Annotated in this window: 14 protein-coding genes and 1 pseudogene; 8 read left to right on the forward strand and 7 right to left on the reverse strand. The window is 69.5% G+C overall.

Translation table 11 applies throughout. From position 1 onward, the window contains the following. The 4 genes from OG594_RS39265 to OG594_RS39280 form a co-directional block, all read right to left on the reverse strand. Positions 1–1,005 (reverse strand): alpha-ketoacid dehydrogenase subunit beta, encoded by a 1,005-nt coding sequence (locus OG594_RS39265; protein ID WP_266607171.1) that lies wholly within the window; start codon positions 1,003–1,005, stop codon positions 1–3. After that, on the reverse strand, positions 1,002–2,081 hold the full coding sequence (pdhA, locus tag OG594_RS39270; protein ID WP_266607172.1) for a pyruvate dehydrogenase (acetyl-transferring) E1 component subunit alpha: 1,080 nt from the start codon (positions 2,079–2,081) through the stop codon (positions 1,002–1,004). Before pdhA ends, OG594_RS39265 begins: the two co-directional genes overlap by 4 nt. 25 nt (positions 2,082–2,106) lie before the next feature. Next, a complete protein-coding gene (acsA, locus tag OG594_RS39275; RefSeq protein ID WP_266607173.1) occupies positions 2,107–3,897 on the reverse strand; it encodes an acetate--CoA ligase in 1,791 nt (596 codons plus the stop codon). 121 nt (positions 3,898–4,018) lie between these two features. After that, a complete protein-coding gene (locus OG594_RS39280) occupies positions 4,019–4,714 on the reverse strand; it encodes a CBS domain-containing protein (RefSeq protein ID WP_266607174.1) in 696 nt (231 codons plus the stop codon). Positions 4,715–4,919: 205 nt separating this feature from the next. On the opposite strand from OG594_RS39280, the gene OG594_RS39285 reads away from it, so the two are divergent. Together OG594_RS39285 and OG594_RS39290 are read left to right on the forward strand one after the other, a co-directional pair. After that, positions 4,920–5,822, forward strand: a complete 903-nt coding sequence (locus OG594_RS39285) for a universal stress protein (protein WP_266607175.1) — start codon at positions 4,920–4,922, stop codon at positions 5,820–5,822. Beyond that, entirely contained in the window at positions 5,819–6,679 is an 861-nt protein-coding gene (locus tag OG594_RS39290) for a universal stress protein (protein WP_266607176.1), read from the forward strand. The genes OG594_RS39285 and OG594_RS39290 overlap by 4 nt, the downstream gene beginning before the upstream one ends. 106 nt (positions 6,680–6,785) lie before the next feature. Here the strand turns inward: OG594_RS39290 and OG594_RS39295 are convergent, their stop codons facing one another. Beyond that, positions 6,786–7,451: a class I SAM-dependent methyltransferase gene (locus tag OG594_RS39295; RefSeq protein WP_266607177.1), complete on the reverse strand. Its 666-nt coding sequence runs from the start codon at positions 7,449–7,451 to the stop codon at positions 6,786–6,788. A 379-nt stretch (positions 7,452–7,830) separates the two neighbouring features. On the opposite strand from OG594_RS39295, the gene OG594_RS39300 reads away from it, so the two are divergent. Next, on the forward strand, positions 7,831–8,115 hold the full coding sequence (locus OG594_RS39300) for an SHOCT domain-containing protein (protein ID WP_266607178.1): 285 nt from the start codon (positions 7,831–7,833) through the stop codon (positions 8,113–8,115). A 1,271-nt stretch (positions 8,116–9,386) separates the two neighbouring features. Continuing rightward, the gene (locus OG594_RS39305) at positions 9,387–10,262 is read left to right on the forward strand and encodes a universal stress protein (RefSeq protein ID WP_266607179.1); all 876 of its coding nucleotides are present in this window, start codon (positions 9,387–9,389) and stop codon (positions 10,260–10,262) included. A gap of 85 nt (positions 10,263–10,347) precedes the next feature. On the opposite strand, the pseudogene OG594_RS39310 reads toward OG594_RS39305, so the two are convergent. Next, positions 10,348–11,055 (reverse strand): annotated as a pseudogene (locus tag OG594_RS39310) (response regulator). A 262-nt stretch (positions 11,056–11,317) separates the two neighbouring features. On the opposite strand from OG594_RS39310, the gene OG594_RS39315 reads away from it, so the two are divergent. Then, the gene (locus OG594_RS39315) at positions 11,318–11,644 is read left to right on the forward strand and encodes an STAS domain-containing protein (RefSeq protein WP_266607180.1); all 327 of its coding nucleotides are present in this window, start codon (positions 11,318–11,320) and stop codon (positions 11,642–11,644) included. 129 nt (positions 11,645–11,773) lie between these two features. Continuing rightward, a complete protein-coding gene (locus OG594_RS39320; protein ID WP_266607181.1) occupies positions 11,774–12,274 on the forward strand; it encodes a pyridoxamine 5'-phosphate oxidase family protein in 501 nt (166 codons plus the stop codon). Between the two features lie 8 nt (positions 12,275–12,282). Here the strand turns inward: OG594_RS39320 and OG594_RS39325 are convergent, their stop codons facing one another. Continuing rightward, a complete protein-coding gene (locus OG594_RS39325; protein WP_266608795.1) occupies positions 12,283–13,965 on the reverse strand; it encodes a GAF domain-containing sensor histidine kinase in 1,683 nt (560 codons plus the stop codon). Between the two features lie 171 nt (positions 13,966–14,136). Here OG594_RS39325 and ppk2 point away from each other — a divergent pair, with 171 nt between their 5' ends. Beyond that, positions 14,137–14,931 carry a polyphosphate kinase 2 gene (gene ppk2, locus OG594_RS39330; RefSeq protein WP_266607182.1) on the forward strand — a complete coding sequence of 265 codons (795 nt, stop codon included), beginning with the start codon at positions 14,137–14,139 and terminating at the stop codon, positions 14,929–14,931. Positions 14,932–14,985: 54 nt separating this feature from the next. Then, a complete protein-coding gene (locus tag OG594_RS39335; protein WP_266607183.1) occupies positions 14,986–16,686 on the forward strand; it encodes a SulP family inorganic anion transporter in 1,701 nt (566 codons plus the stop codon). The last annotated feature ends 147 nt before the right edge of the window (positions 16,687–16,833 follow it).

A 16,833-nucleotide genomic window follows, 5' to 3' on the forward strand; every position in this document is an offset into this window, starting at 1 on the left:
TCAGCTCACCGTCCGGCGGACGGCGTCCACGATGGTCGCGGGCTGGGGCAGCGCCGCTTCTTCGAGCTGCCGGGCGTAGGGAATGGGGACCTCCGCGCTGCATACGCGCTGAACGGGGGCGTCGAGGTCATAGAACGCCTGCTCGGTGATGCGGGACGAGATCTCCGCGGCCAGGCTGCCGCTGCGCCATGCCTCGTCGACGATCACGGCCCGGTTGGTTCGGCCGATGGATGCCATGACGGTGGTGTCGTCGAGGGGGCGCAGGGAACGTAGGTCCACGACCTCCGCGCTGATGCCCTCCCCGGCAAGGGTTTCCGCGGCTGCCAGGGCCTTCGGCAGGGAGCCGCCGTACGTGATCACCGAGACGTCCGTGCCTGACCTGCGTACGGCCGCCGTGTCGAGTTCGACGGCTTCGACGGTCTCGTCCAGGGAGCCCTCCGCGTTGTACAGGCTGCCGTGTTCGAAGATCAGCACCGGATCGGGGTCGGCGAGAGCTGCTGCGAGCATGTGGCGCGCGTCATCGACCGTCGCGGGGGCCAGCACCCGGATGCCGGGGATGTGGGCGTACCAGCCTTCGAGGCTGTGAGAGTGCTGGGCGCCGAGCTGCCGGCCTGCTCCGGTCGTCATGCGGATCACGACGGGGACGCTCAGCTGGCCGCCCGACATATGCAGCAGTGTGGCCGCGTTGTTGAGGATCTGGTCCAGTGCCAGGAGACTGAAATTGACGGTCATGATCTCGACCACGGGCCGCATCCCGCCGAGCGCGGCGCCGATGCCCGCGCCGACGAATCCGGATTCGGACAGCGGTGTGTCGCGGATCCGGTCGGGTCCGAACTCTTCGAGCAGTCCCAGGCTGACGCCGAAGCATCCGCCGTACCGGCCCACGTCCTCACCCATGAGGAAGACCCGCTCGTCCTGCCGCAGGGCTTCGCGCAGCCCCTCACGGAGCGCCTCCCGATAGGTGGTCGGCCGCGACGTTCCGGTTGGTGCCTTCCGGGTGCTCATGCCGTGCTCCCGGTTTCGCTCGTGACGAAGCGGAGCAGGTCCGCGACCGGTTCCAGCGGGGCTTCCTCGGCCCCCCGTACGGCCTCGTCGATCTCGGCGAGTACTTCCTTGTCGAGTTCTTCCATCACCCGGTCGTCGAGCTGCCCTTCAGAACGCATCAGTTCGGCCAGCCCTTTGAGGGGGTCGCGTCCCTTCCATTCCTCGATCTCGGACTTGGCCCGGTACCGGTCCGGGTCGTACATGGAATGGGCACGGAACCGGTACGTCTGCGCCTCGAGGAAGTGCGGTCCGTTGCCCGCGCGCACGGACTCCGTCGCCCTGAGTGCGGCGGCTTCGACGGCGAGGACGTCCATGCCGTCGACTGTCCAGGCAGGCATTCCGTAGGAAGCGGCACGCATGGCGAGGTTGGTCTGGGCATGCTCCCGGGCCAGGCTCGTACCCATGGCGTACAGGTTGTTCTCGCAGACAAGCAACAGGGGCAGCTGCCACAGGGCCGCGAGGTTGGCCGTCTCGTGGAACTCGCCTTCGGCGAAAGCTCCGTCCCCGAAGAAACAGCAGGTGACGCGGGTGCTGCCGCGCATCCTGTCGGCGAGTGCGAGCCCGGCCGCCAGGGGCAGGCCGCCGGCCACGATCGCGTTGCCCCCGTAGAAGCGGTGCGTGGCGTCGAACAGGTGCATGGAGCCGCCGCGTCCGCGGCTGCAGCCGGTGGCTTTTCCGAACATCTCGGCCATCACGGCGTTGGCGGCAACTCCGCGAGCCAGGGCGTGTCCGTGTTCGCGGTAGGTGGACACCACCGCGTCCTCTTCGCGCAGGGCCTGGTTGACGCCCACGGCGACGGCTTCCTCACCGATGCAGAGGTGGACGAAACCGCGGATCTTCGCGCCGCTGTAGAGCTCCACGCACCTTTCCTCGAACCGTCTGATGGTCAGCATCCGGCGGAGCAGGGACAGGTGGTGGCCGGGCGCGGGATGCCCGTCGGGAGCGCTGCGGGCGGCGGTGGCGGATCCCTTCTTGCGCCCGCTCTTGCGTGCCGTGCCCCGGGCTTTTTCTTCGTGCTGCGAGGTGGTGTTGCTCATGGTTCTGCCTTCTCTCACGAGCGGGTCATCCGGGGTTCTGCAGCGTGGACAGATCCCCTTCGGGCAATCCCAGTTCCCGGGCCCGCAGCAGGCGGCGCATCACCTTGCCGCTGCGCGTCTTGGGGAGGTTCTGCTCGAACTCGATCTCTCTGGGCGCCACCGCGGGCCCCAGCCGCCTGCGTGCGAACGCCAAAAGTTCCCGCTTGAGGGACGCGTCAGGGGCGAGCCCCGGACGGAGGGAGACGAATGCCTTGACGACAGCTCCCACGACCGGATCCGGGCGGCCGATCACGCCGGCCTCCGCGACGGCGGGATGCTCCATCAGCGCGCTCTCCACCTCGAACGGGCCGATGAGATGTCCTGCCGATTTGATGACGTCGTCGGCGCGGCCGACGAACCAGAACCAGCCGTCCTCGTCGCGTTTCGCAAGGTCGCCGGTGAGATACCAGCCGTCCGCGAAGCAGGCGCGGTAGCGGGCCTCCTCGTTCAGATAGCCCCGGAACATAGAGGGCCAGCCCGGGCGCAGCGCCAGCTCACCGTCGACGCCCGCCTCGGTGATGACGCGAACGCGTCCTCCGGTGACCTCGGCGCGTCCGTCCTCGCCGCGTTCGAGCAACGCGGCCTCCACACCGGGCAGGGGCCGTCCCATGGAGCCGGGCCGGATGTCGCTGGCCGCGAAGTTGGCAATCATGATCGCTCCGGTCTCCGTCTGCCACCAGTTGTCGTGGATCGGTAGGCCGAGCACCTCCTGCCCCCACAGGACGGCTTCCGGGTTGAGCGGCTCGCCCACGCTTGCGATGAACCGCAGGGCCGAAAGGTCGTACGGTCCGGGGAGCTGTCGCGTGCCGTCCCTGGGGGTGGCGCGCATCAGCATGCGGATCGCGGTCGGTGCCGTGTACCAGACCGTGACCCGCTGGTCGTCGAGGATGCGGTACCAGCGGTGAACGTCGAAGTCCCCCTCGTCCAGCACGACAGTCGCGCCGTGGGTGAGCGGGGCGATGATCCCGTAGGAGGTACCGGTCACCCACCCGGGGTCCGCCGTACACCAGTAGACGTCCTCCCGGCGGAGGTCGAGCGCGAAGGCCGCCGTCGCGTGGTGGGCCACGACCGCTTCGTGTACATGGACCGCACCCTTGGGGGTACCGGTCGTTCCGCTGGTGAAGTGCAGCAGCGCCATGTCCTCCGGGTCCGTGGGCGGGACGGCGTACTCCTCCTGAGCCTGCTCCATGAGCTCGGCGAAGGAGACGGTGCCCGGTGGCGGATCGTTGACCGGGCCCACGAGCAGGACGTGGTCCAGACGCGGGAGGCGCTGCCTGTTCTCCTCGACCTTGCGCCGGTACAGCGCCTCGGTGGTGACAAGGACCCTGGCATCGCCTAGCTGCAGCCTCTGCCGTACGGGCTCGGGGCCGAAGGCCGAGAAGAGAGGGCACAGCACGCGTGCGCTGCGCAGTGTGCCCAATACGGTCGTGTACAGCTCGGGGCAGCGGCCCAGGAGCGTGAAAACCCTCTCCTGCCGCCCCACGCCCAGGGTGGTGAGTACGTTGGCGAAGCGGCCCGTGAGGCCGCCGAGCTCGGCGTACGTGAGGCGGGTGACGGTGTCGTCGGCTGCGATGCAGCGGAGCGCTTCCCGCCCGCCATGGCCTGCCACCAGGTGCCGGTCGACGGCCTCGTATCCGATGTTCAGCCCGCCTCCTGGGAGCCCGGACAGCCGGGATCGAGCCCGGTCCCAAGTGAAATCCGTACGGGCCTGCTCGTAGTCCTGGAGCATGAAGACGGCATCGGGTCCGGAATCTTTGTGGATGATCGAGTGATCCATGGCCGGGTCTCTCTCCTCGCCTTGGAATCTTCAAGGAGACAGCGTCACGTTGGGTGACGGCCGTAAGCGCGGCGAGCGGTCTTCCGGGCGTCCCCCGGACGGTCCACACCGGACGTCGCGGTTACAGAGACATCCCCAGGGCGCTTCGGTGTGGTGGGGTGAGCAGGGAGTCATCGATGCGGGCCGTCAGGCGGGGGGCGACTGCGACCACACCGTCCAGCTGGCTGGTGAGGCGGATCAGGACCGGAACCTGGCTCTGTCTCTCCAGCCGGCCCTCCAGCGTCACGATGCCGTCGACCACGTGGACGGTGACCGCATCGGCGCCCAGCCCCATGGTGTCCACGAGTATGTCCGCGACCACGCGGTGTCGTATCTCCGAGTCCGGTCGCAGGAAGAGCCAGAGCAGGTCACGGCGGGTGACGATGCCGACGAGGCGGTCCTCGTCGTCCACGACCGGCAGCCGCTCGACGCCTCGGCGGGCCATCAGCCGGGCGGCTCCTGCGGCGGTCTCGTCCGCGTGAACCGTGACGGCCGGTGCGGACATGGCCTCACCAGCGGTGAACGTTACCTCGGACGGGAACACGGCCCCACCTCGGCTGGCACCGGGCTCTTCGCCCATCGGTGGGTGATCGGAGGCTACGCGACCGATCAGGTCGCTCTCGGAGACGACGCCGAGCACTCGGTCGTCGTCGTCGAGGACGGGCAGTCCGCTGATGTCGTGCTGAGCGAGCAGCTTGGCGACATCCTTGAAAGGGGTGGACGTCAGAACCGAGACGACCTCGTCGGTCATCAGGTCTCCGACCTTGATGTGCTTCATGAGGCACCTCCTGCCGTCACAGCGATCCACCCGGAAGGGAAGGCCGGAGGACGCCGATAACCACGATCCGCCGAATGCCACGAGAGGAGGAGGGCCGAATGGTCCGCAGCCGGGCCCGATCGGACCCGTGCCGCAGCCTCCTGGCGGAGGAGCCCGAAGAACCGACCCGAGAGCCGGACTCCTGGCGGCTCTCTGAGGAGGAACCATGGAAGGCACCACGAGCAGCTCGGAACTCGGCGCCGTCATCGTCGGCGTCGACGGCTCCGACCCGGCCCGCCAGGCAGCGATGTGGGCAGCGGCGGAGGCCGCACGCCGCGAGCGTCCGTTGCACATCGTGCACGGGTCCGACACCGACGGCCGGGTCCTCTACGTCTCGGCGAAGAGCATCGAAAGCGTCCGCCAGGCGGGTCGCGAACTGCTGGACGCCACGTCGGCCGCGGTCACGGAGCGGTTTCCCGGCCTGCAGGTCAACGCCGAGTTCAGCCGCAGGGCACCTGTCCCGAGCCTCCACCAGGCCGCGGGCCCCGATGGCACCATCGTGGTCGGCAGCCGGGGGCTGGGCGGTTTCAGCTCCCTCATGCTCGGATCGGTCGGCCTCAAGGTCGCAGCGGGAGCGAAGACGCCCGTCATCATCGTCAGAGGCACCGAGAACGGCGCCGACACGGGTGCGGTGCTCGCCGCTGTCCGCGACGAACACGACCTCGACTGCGCACGGTACGCCGCACGCGAGGCACAGATCCGCGAGGGCTCGCTACGGCTGCTGCACGTGTGGAACATCCTGCAGTCCGTCGGCGAGGTCGTGACCCTGCTCGACGACGTGGAGGAAATCGCCAACGAGCAGGTCCATCACCTGAACGTCGTGGCGGACCGGATCCGCGAGGAGTTCCCGGACCTGACCGTGCAGGTGGACGCGGACAAGAGCACGTCAGTGGCTTCTGTACTGGTTGAGGCCTCGCGCCAGGCGGACCTGCTGGTGATAGGCGGCCGACGGTCACCCAGCTACCTCGGGCCCACCCTCGGGCGGGTCACGCACAGCCTGGTCCACCATGCCCACTGCCCCGTGCAGCTCATTCCGCGCCACACGGACAAGCACGGGAGCGAATCGTGAGCGACGCGGGCGAACACCAGGAGATCGTCGTCGGCATCGACCCGGCCAGGGACTGGCGTCTGCCCGTGGCCTGGGCGGTGGACGAGGCCGGGCGACGCCGGCTACGGCTGCGACTCGTCGTAGCCGTACCTCCCCAGCACGACACGCAACACGTCGACGACACGCCGCGCAGCATCGCCCTGCACCAGGAGGCCTCGGACGCCCTCGGCGCGGCTGCCGCCTGGAGCAGGGAGCGACACCCGGAGGTCGAAGCGGTCGTGGATCTCGTCGAGGGGTTCCCCGCTCCGGCGATCGGTCGACTGTCGAGGCGGGCCCGCATGATCGTGCTCGGCTCCCGTCACCTGAGCCGGACCTCGGAGTTCCTCAGCGCCGGCTCCCTGGTCGTTCCCGTCAGTGCGCAGGCGCAGTGTCCGGTCGTCGTCGTGGGCGACGCCGAGCACGTCACTCAACAGCCGCCCTACCTGGTGGTGGGCATCGACGGAAGCGAGTCCTCGAAGGCGGCCCTTGCGATTGCGTTCGAAGAGGCCGACCTCAGGGGGGCCAAGCTGCGTGTCGTGTCGGTGTGGCAGCCACCGCTGTTCCTGCACCACGACGAGGAGGCCGCGCTCCAGGGGCAACGACGCATGCTGTCCGAGACGACGGCAGGTTGGTCGCAGGAGTACCCGGACGTCGTGTTGACGCACGAGGTGCTGACCGGGCACCCGGTGGAGGAGCTCGCCGCTGCCGCCGAGCATGCCCTCGCCGTGGTCGTGGGCCGTCGAGGCAAGGGCGGTTACACGGGCATGCGACTCGGATCGGTCGTCCACGGGCTGCTGCACCGGGCGCACTGCCCGGTGATCACGGTTCCCGTGCGGTGAGGACTGCGTGACGACGCCCGCCGCCCGGTGCACTGAGCATCGTGGCGGTACGACAGAAGTCGAACCGGAACCCGAGATCGGACAGCGCTGAGCCCTCAGGCGGTACTCACCGAGGGACGGTCTGCGTGACGCGCCACAGCCGCCGGGGGAGGCCGCCCTCCTCGAAGGCGGCGACCTCGTCCAGAGTCCAGCTTCTGGCGAGGGCGTCGACCAGGTCGCGGGGGAAGAAGTGGACGGCGAAGCCGCCGTGTTCCCAGATGTCGTCTCCGTGCCCGGCACCGGCCTGGTAGTGGGCGTCCCCGGTGTGACGGACGGTGTAGACGAAGACTCCGCCCGGCCGCAGTACCCGTCGCACCTCGGCGACCAAGGCGTGGATCTCCTGGGTGGACAGCGCCATGCAGAGCAGCATGTGCGCGAACACGGCATCCACCGAGGTGTTCGCGAGCGGCAGAGGCTCGCGGACGTCATGGACCGCTGTGGTGACCCGCCCCGCGACGTCTTGGGCCGCGGCGGCTTCGCGCAGCTGCTCCAGACCCGCCGGGCTGAAGTCAGTGGCCAATACGGAGAATCCCTGGCGGGCGAAGTACAGCGCATCACGGCCGTGGCCGGCACCCAGCTCCAGCACCTTCCGGGCACCGACGGTCCTGAAGACGGCAGCGGCATGGACCGCTGGATCGGACGGCTCCTCGCCGTACATGCCGGGATGATCGCCGTAGGTCTGCTGCCAGTGCGCACGCTGAACATCGGCCAGCCCCTGCTCCGACTCCGACATGCTGACGCCCTCCTCACCAGGCCGGCATCGAACCGAGCGGCCCCCGCCAGGCCACCCTAGAGGGACACCATGTCGTCACCGCGCCCGCCCGCTGCGCCACGGCCGTCATTGCTGTCGATACTCGGCTTCTGGCACAACTTCTGTGGTGAAGAGCCGACCTTGCGGTGGCGCCCAGGGCGGGAAGGTGTGCTCATTGCGGCCTCCGTTCGGTTCCCCGCTTCCCGTCTGGGGGCAGACACGGTCATGGGCATGGGCCTATCGGCCCTGGTCGTGACCCCGAGCGGCCCATGCCCGGACGATACGGGGCGACGGAAGGTGAGGACATGGGGGACATGCCCTGCGGGCCGTGTCCCAGACCACCGCAACAGGAGCGTGAGCCATGTTCTGGTACGACCACGGAAGGGGCGGATGGGGCTGGGTCGCCATGTCGTTCAGCATGGTCCTCCTCGTGGCCCTGGCCCTCGCGGGAGTCGTTCTACTCCTCCGCAGTGTCGACCGCTTCCCCTCGGGCCCGGTGCAGCCCCCGGCTGCGCCTTCCGCCAAGCAGGTGCTCGCCGAACGGTTCGCCCGAGGCGAGATCGACGAAGAAGAGTACGAACAACGTCTGACCGCACTGCGTGCGCACGGGCCGGGTCAAGGCCGGCCAGGATCGGGAGAGAGCTGAAACCCATCCTTCCGGGAGGGTGGCAGGCCGCGACTGAGGACCTGCGGAATCTTGTTCGGCGCCTGATCCCGCTCGTGTCCATCCCTCTCAGGTGGCGCAGTGGGTTGTTCCCGGCGCGCATCGCGCAGTCAGAGTGGTAGGAATGCCTGGCCTTTGCCTCCTCCCAGCAATCGGGTAGACCATGCGCGGCGCGAAGTCAGTATCGGTAGCAGCGTTCCTCTTCTTGCTCACCACGGGTTGCGCGCGGACCTCAGCAGGGCCGGAGCAAGAGACCCTCTGTCCACCCGAGGTGCGTACGGCCACGGCCACACCCTCAAGAGATGTCGGGCCAACGAGTCAGGTCTCGCTTGGCTCGCTGAAGTGCGCCGACCCAGAAACGGGCATGTCACTCATCGAAGTCAGCGTTCTCAATCCCCGCACGCCACCCGAGCGGCCTGGTACGAGGTGACGCTGCAGTTCACGACATCGGAGGGGGCCGTGTTTGCCACCGAGACGGCTTACCTCGGGAGGGTCGAACCCGGCAAGCAGGCAAAGAGGGATGTGGCTGTCGCCAGGCCGGCGATGGGAGACAGCGTCGGCGTGAGGGTTCTTCGATGGGAGCATGGGTTGTTCGACGCACCGTCCGTCGAGCCTCAGGCGTCGCCACCGGCGACGGCCATGGACGTCTTGGTGAGTGCCCTCGTACGGGCTGGAGCGATTCCGTCCACCACTCCGTACGGAGCGTGTCCTAGTGGATCTCCTCAGGGATATTGGCTCGGCGACCCCGGGAACTGCGGGGTGACGCCGGGGCGCAGGCCCTCTGTGCCGGCTGTCACTCCGGCGCCCGTGTACCCGGGCACGCTCTGCGGGGATGGCTGGGCTTCCCGGTCCAGGGGGAGGGGCACGTGCTCCCACCACGGTGGGCTCGCGCGCTGACGGTCGTGCCGCTCCGGAGGCGGGCGGTCTGGGAGGGAGCTTGAGGCGTCGGCACCCCATCTGGGTGCCGGCGTCTCAGAACGTGCAGCACGGCTCCGAGATGGGGTACGCGGTCATGTCCGCTCCTCCGTGCGGCGGTCCGGAACGTTCGTCGACTGAGCCGATGCCGACACTCTGCACTCGCCTGGCTTCCGTCCGCGAGGGGAGGACCGGCCCTCGGGGAGGGACTGTCGGCCCCTGTGTGGCACGAACCGTCGCGGCGAAGGTGGGTTCAGCGGCGCCGGCACCCCCGGCCGGTGCCGCTCCCTCTGCCGGCTTAACCCGATGCCGCACGCATCAGTACGGAGGACAGACCTGTGAAGCGCACCCTCGTCGTCGGAGTGGACGGATCCCCGGAAAGCCGGGCCGCTGCCGACTGGGCCGCCCGCGAAGCCGTACGGCGCGACCTGCCCCTGCACGTGGTCCACGCCTGGCTGTGGCAGCCGCTCGCACTTCCGCTCGTCCAGGACCGCGACACCGAAGCCCGGCGTGCCGAGGACATTCTGAGGGAAGCCGAGGGAGAGCTCACCCACCGGTACCCGGGGCTCACCGTCACCGCGGAAGTCCTCTCCGACGCGGCGGTGCCGGCTCTGCTGCACGCCGGCAAGGGAGCGGAGCTGCTCGTTCTCGGCACCCGCGGGCACAGCGCACTGGTCGGCTTCCTGCTCGGCTCGTACGGTCAGCAGGTGATTGCCGCCGCGGAGTGCCCCGTGGTCTCCGTGCGCTCCGTGCACGGCAGGCCGGTGGCGCTGCCGGAGCTCGGCGAGGTCGTCGTAGGCCAGCAGGGCGGCATGGAGGAATCCGCCGAGGTACTGCGCATCGCCTTCGAGGCGGCCGCCGCACGCAAGGCCCCGCTCCGCGCCGTCCGCGCCTGGAGCCTGCCCCCGGTCTACGGCTACAGCCCCGGATCGATGTGGATCGCCGACCAGTTCGGTGGCCTGGAGCCGTACGAGAAGGCCGCGCTGGAACAGGCGCTGGCGCCGTGGCGGCTGAGGTACCCCGAGGTGGACGTCGTCGAGCACGTGGAGCGGGGCAGCGCCGGCCACGTACTGCTCACCGCATCGTCGGACGCCCAGCTCCTCGTCGTCGGCCGCAGGGTCCGCGAGTCGTCGGTGGGGGCGCACATAGGATCCGTGGCCCATGCGGTCCTGCACCATTCGGCCTGCCCGGTCGCGGTGGTCCCGCACTCCTGACCGGCCCGGGGGAGCGGGAGGGGGCGGGGGGCGGGGTGCGCGACTGTACGGCGCACCCTGTCCTGCCCACCCGCCACCACATCCGCTATTCGGCGGCCGGGACCGGGTGCCGGCTCGGAGGGGTCAGCGCGTGACTGGCGATGACGGCGGCCTGGACACGACGCTCCACACCCAGCTTGATGAACAGCCGCGAGATGATGTTCTTCACCGTCTTCTCCGCAAGGTACATCCGCTTGCCGATCTCCCGGTTGGTGAGCCCCTCGCTGACCATGACGAGGATCTCCTTCTCCCGGTCGGTGAAGCCCGGCAGGCCGGGGACCTGCTCGTCCTTGGGGACGTCGCCGCGCATCCGGGCCATGAGCCGGGTTGTGGCGCCCGGGTCCAGCATGGACTGGCCGGACGCGACGGTACGGACGGCAGTGCCCAGATCGGTGCCGGTGATCTGCTTCAGGACGTAGCCGGACGCCCCGGCCATCACGGCGTCCAGCAGTGCCTCCTCGTCGTCGAACGACGTGAGCATCAGGCAGGCCAGCTCGGGCATCCGTGAACGCAGCTCACGGCACACGCTCACCCCGTCGCCGTCCTGGAGCCGGACGTCCAGCACCGCCACCTAGGGGCGGAGCGCGGGGATGCGGATCAGTGCCTGCTCCGCGGTGCCCGCCTCGCCGACCACGGTGAGATCGGGCTCGGCGTCCAGCAGGTCGTGGACCCCGCGGCGCACGACTTCGTGATCGTCGAGCAGGAAGACCGTGATCGGCGTCTTCGTAGGGGTGAGGGCACCGCTGTCGGTCATGACGCAACTCCTTCGCCGGGTTCGTCCGGTGCGCACGGACATCGGCATCCTGCCTCCCGGAGGGGCCGAACGGACAGGGCCGATCGGCCCTCATCGGTCCGTACTCGGCTCGGCGGGGGCCCGGTCGGCGCTCAAAAGAGGGACCTTCGGCCCTGTCCGGAGGGCCTGCCGGACCTTCCTCGGCGCACCTGGCACCGGATGAACTGATGGCGCACGGGGAACGGCGCGACCCGACGGAGCCGCAAGTAGCGCGGAGGATCCCATGAAGACCGCCTTGATCGACCTGAAGACCATGGCACGTGATGACCGCGGTCTGGAAGTCACCTTGTCCGGGGAGCTCGACCTCTACACGGCAGAGCAAGTGGAGCCGCGCCTCCACGAGCTCGCACGAGCCGGCCACCGGAACCTGATTCTGGACCTGTGTGGACTCTCCTTCTGTGACAGCGCCGGAATCGACCTCTTCATCCGTCTGAACCGCCGCTGTCGTGCGTCGGGAACGAGGCTCCTCCTCTGCGATGTGCCGCCCGCGGTGGTCAAGTCCATGCGGATGCTCGGTGCCGACAGAGATCTTCGGCTCGTCGTCACGTGATCGCGGTGTCGTCCGGATTCGGAGCCCTGATGTGGACCGTTCGGCCCTGGTTCCCTCACCGGATCGAGAGGGAGGCTGGTGAATCGAAACCCGTAAGGACCGATTCGGTACTCGACGAAGGTGCGCATCATGGACCAGGACGGCACGCAGCGCGCCGACTGCCGGCTCCGTGAAACGACGCCTGCCCGGCGCATGCGGGAGCTGGACAGGGCCGAGGCGCTCCGGCTGGTGGCGACGGTGTCGCTGGGGCGCATCGTCTTCACGCAGCACGCGTTGCCCGCCGTCCGCCCGGTCAACCACCTCGTCGAGGGCGGGGACATCATCATCCGGATTCACGACGACGGTGCGCTCGCCTCCCTCGTGGCACCCGCCGACGTTCCCGGTGTGGTGGTCGCCTACGAAGCGGATGTCATAGACCCCGACACGCATCTCGGGTGGAGCGTGGTCGTTACCGGCTACGCGAGCCCGGTGGCCGATGCCGGCGAGGTGGACCGCTATGCGGAACTTCTGCGCCCCTGGATGGCACAGCCCATGGCCGGCGCTCTACGGATCCGCCCCGATCTCGTCACCGGATTCAGTCTGGAGGCGGAGGGAACGCGCCCCGCGTCGCCCGCCCGGGGCCGGTCGTGACCGTGGCGTTAGCTTCCGGTGGGCAGCGGTGCCCGCCAGACGAGCCTGCTGCCTCCCTCGTCGGGCGCATCGACGGTGAAGGTCCCGCCCAGGCCCTCGGCCCGTTCGGCGAGGTTGCGCAAGCCGCTCCTGCGTCCCTGCGCAGGAATGCCCCTGCCGTTGTCCGAGACGGTCAGCATGATCTCTCCCGGCGCGGCCTTGAGGGTCACGCCGACCCGGGTCGCTTGCGCGTGGCGGGTCGCGTTGCTCAGGAGCTCGCCAAGCACCGCCATGACGTGGTCGGCGATCGGCAGCGGTACGTCCGTGTCGAGCAGGCCCTCCATGCTCAGACGCGGCGGATGGCCGAGGGCCGTGGCCGCGTCGCCGACGGCGCGGGCAGCGCGAGCCCGCAGGCCGGGGCCGCTCTCGCGGTCCTTCGTACGGAGCCCGAAGATCGTCGATCGGATGATCTTGATGGTCTCGTCCAGATCGTCGACCGCGCGACCGATTCGCTCCGCAGCACCCTCGTGCTCGACGAGGCGAGCGGCACTTTGCAGGGTCATGCCAGTGGCGAAGAGCCGCTGGATGGCGAGATCGTGCAGGTCGCGCGCGATCCGATCGCGCTCCTCCAACAGAGCGATCTGCTCGGCGTCCCGGCGCCGCTCCGCCAGCTCCAGGGCCAGCGCAGCCTGACCGGCGAAGGCGACGAGCGGCTCCAGCTCCTCCTCGCCGAACGCAGGGTCTTCCGCCGGGCGCGCGAGCAGCAGAACGCCCCTGCTCTCCCCGGCGGTGGTTCCCAGCGGCACCGCCACGGCAGGGCCAAACCCGTCCTGTACCTGGACATCGGCGGGATACCGGTCATCGTCGGAGGCGTGCAGGGATGCGACGGACCGGTTGGCCTGATGCGCGGCTCCCGAGAGCGTTCCCGCGAACGGGACGACGAGCCCCTGCCGGGCTTCGCTGTCCGCACCGACCGCGAACTCGACGACCAGGCCCTCGGCTCCGGCCACCGGCATGGCGATGTCCGCGAGCCGCGCCGCGGTGATCTCCTGGGCACGGCGGGCTATGAGCTCCAGCACCGCCGGGCGCGAACTGCCCGACAGCAGGCTCTCGGTGATCTCCGCATTGGCCTTGAGCCACCGCTGCTGGCGCTGCGAGCCCTCGTACAGCCGTGCGTTGTCGATCGCCACGCCCGCCGCCACGGAGAGAGTGGAGATCACCGTCTCGTCCTCGGTGTCGAAATCGATTCCGCCGCGTTTGTCGGTCAGGTAGAGGTTGCCGAACACCTCGTCGCGGACCCGGATCGGCACACCGAGGAACGTGCGCATGGGCGGGTGGTGCGCCGGAAATCCGTAGGAGGAGGAGTGCGCGCCGAGGTCGGTGAGGCGCAGGGGCTCCGGGTGGTGGATGACCTCACCGAGCAGGCCGTGGCCGGCCGGCAGGGAGCCGATCTCGGCGATCTCCTTCTCGGTGAGTCCGACCGTGAGGAACTGCGAGAGCGTGCGGCCGTCGGGGCCGATGACGCCCAGCGCGCCGTACTCGGCGTCGACGAGCAGCGCGGCCGCCTCCACGATCCGCCGGAGCACCTGGGCGAGATCCAGCTCCCGCCCGACCGACATGACGGCCTCCAGCAGGCTGTGCACCCGGTCGCGGGTACCGCGCACCGCGTCGATGCGCACTTGGAGCTCGTCAAGCAGCTCGTCCAGCCGCATCCGCGGAACTTGACTCAACGGATCCCCCACACTCACGAGCTTCTCCTCCGTTTGCCCGCCCCGTCCGGTGCCAGCGTATCGACACGCCCCGGCCCACAGGGACATCGTTGCGCGCCGATGCCGGCCGTGACTGACTTGATCGCAGCACCTGACGATGAGGAGGGGGCGATCATGGGTCTCAAGAAGGCGGTCTATGAGAGCGAGCTGCTACAGCTCCAGACGGAGTTGGTGAAGCTTCAGGAGTGGGTGCGGGTGGAGGGCGCCCGCCTGGTCGTCGTCTTCGAGGGCCGTGACGCGGCGGGCAAGGGAGGCACGATCAAGCGAGTCGCCGAACACCTCAACCCCCGCGTGGCGCGCATCGCGGCGCTGCCGAAGCCCACGGAGCGGGAGCGCACCCAGTGGTATTTCCAGCGCTACGTGGAGCACCTGCCGGCTGCCGGCGAGATCGTGCTCTTCGACCGCAGCTGGTACAACCGCGCCGGCGTGGAGCACGTGATGGGCTTCTGCACGCCGGCGGAGCACCAGCGGTTCCTGCGCCAGTGTCCGGCCTTCGAGCGCATGCTGGCCGAGGACGGGATCCTGCTCCGCAAGTACTGGTTCTCCGTCAGCGATGCCGACCAGGAGGAACGCTTCCGGCGCCGCACGGAGGACCCGTTGCGACGCTGGAAGCTCTCCCCGATGGACCTGGAGTCCCTGACGCGCTGGGAGGCGTACTCCCGCGCCAAGGACGAGATGTTCGTCCACACGGACACGACGGACGCCCCCTGGTACGTGATCGAGAGCGACGACAAGCGCAGCGCGAGACTCAACATGATCGCCCACCTGCTGTCCTCGGTTCCCTACACGGACGTGGCCCTGCCGTCGCTGACCCTGCCGCCCCGTCCCGCTTCCACGGGCTACGAGCGACCGTCCAAGGAGCTTCAGACCGCCGTGCCCGACCATGCGGCCACTCTCGGGAACGACTGAATCGGGGCGGGTGCCCGGTGGGCGCTGCCGGAGGCACCATCAGTGAGGAGCCCGATGTCCGCGTGTGAAAGATCGTCCCTGCTGCCTCCTGGGCTCCGGGGGTACAACCGGTCATGGCTCGGGTGGGACGCGCTGGCAGGTGTCACCGTCGCCGCCTATCTGGTGCCGCAGGTCATGGCGTACGCGGGGGTGGCCGGGCTCCAACCCGTCGCAGGGCTCTGGGCCGTGCTGCCCGCCATCGTGCTCTATGCCCTGATCGGTTCCTCGCGGTTGCTGTCGGTGGGACCCGAGTCGACCACCGCGCTGATGACCGCCGTGGCCGTGGGACCACTTGCCGGCGGAGACCCGGGCAGATACGCCGTGCTCGCGGCGGCCCTCGCCGTGGTCGTCGGCCTCTTGTGCCTGATGGCCTGGGCCGTGCGGCTGGGCTTCCTCGCGGACCTGCTCTCACGGCCCGTACTCGTCGGCTACCTCGCAGGTGTAGCCCTGATCATGATCGTCGACCAGCTGCCCAGGCTCACCGGAGTGCGCACGACAGGCACGGGCTTCCTGCCGAAGCTGTACTCCTTCGTCCTGAACCTCGCGCACGTCCACTGGCCGACCGTCTGCCTGACCCTGGCTGTCCTGGCCGTGCTCTTCGCCCTGCCGAGGTACTGGCACCTCGTGCCACGTCCCCTGCTCGCCCTGGTCCTCGCCACCGCAGCGGTGGCTGCGTTCGGACTGGACGAGAGGTACGGGATCGCCGTGATCGGATCCGTACCCTCCGGGCTGCCGCTGCCCGAGCTTCCACCGCTCGGCGACCTGCCCCAGCTGGTGGTCCCGGCGCTGGGCGTCCTCATCGTCGGATACTCGGACGTGATCCTGACCGCCCGGGCCTTCGCCGGCCGCGCCGATCCGCAATCGCTGGACCCCAACCGTGAACTCCTTGCCCTGGGAGCGGCGAACCTGGGAGCGGGCGTCCTGCACGGCTTTCCCGTCAGCAGCAGCGCCAGCCGGACCGCCTTGGCCCAGTCCTCGAAGGCCAGGAGCCAGGCGTACTCCCTGTTCGCCGCGCTCGCGGTCCTGCTGGTCCTGCTCTTCCTCGGCCCCCTCCTGGCCCACACGCCGAGCGCCGTCCTCGGCGCCATCGTCGTCTACGCCGCCGTCCGCCTGATCGAGGTGGGCGAGTTCCGGCGCCTCGCGGCCTTCCGGCGACGCGAACTGCTGCTGGCCCTGGGATGTCTCATGGGTGTGCTGGCCCTCGGCATCCTGTACGGCGTCCTCGTCGCCGTGGCGCTGTCCGTCGTCGAGCTGCTGGCCCGCGTGGCCCGTCCGCACGATGCCGTGGAAGGCATGGTGCCCGGGCTCGCCGGCATGCACGACGTGGACGACTACCCGACGGCGCGGACCGTTACGGGGCTGCTGATCTACCGCTACGACTCACCGTTGTTCTTCGCCAACGCCGAGAACTTCCGCCGCCGGGCCCTGGCCGCCGTCGACGGACAGGAACCTCCGGCCCGCTGGTTCGTCCTCAACACCGAGGCGAACGTCGAGGTCGACATCACCGCCCTGGACGCCGTGGACGCACTCCGCCAGGAACTCGGTCATCGGGGGATCGTCTTCGCCCTGGCCCGCGTCAAGCAGGAGCTCCGCGAGGACCTGGACGCGTACGGGCTCACCGCCTCGGTGGGCGCGGGTCGCATCTACCCGACCCTGCCCACGGCTCTGGAGGCCTACCGGGCCTGGAGCCGGGAGGCAGGGCTCGAGGAGGGCTGAGTGGGAGCCACCGGGTCGGGACCTGCCCCGCCGACGCGTAAGGCGGCTCCGGCCTCAGCCTCGGCCACCCGGACACCGGGGTCGGGGATCGGCGGGGGATGTCCCCGAGTCCCGGGCGACCTGAGGCCACTGCTGGGTGCGGTGCCG

This window comes from Streptomyces sp. NBC_01214, assembly GCF_026340975.1.
Taxonomy (GTDB): Bacteria; Actinomycetota; Actinomycetes; order Streptomycetales; family Streptomycetaceae; genus Streptomyces.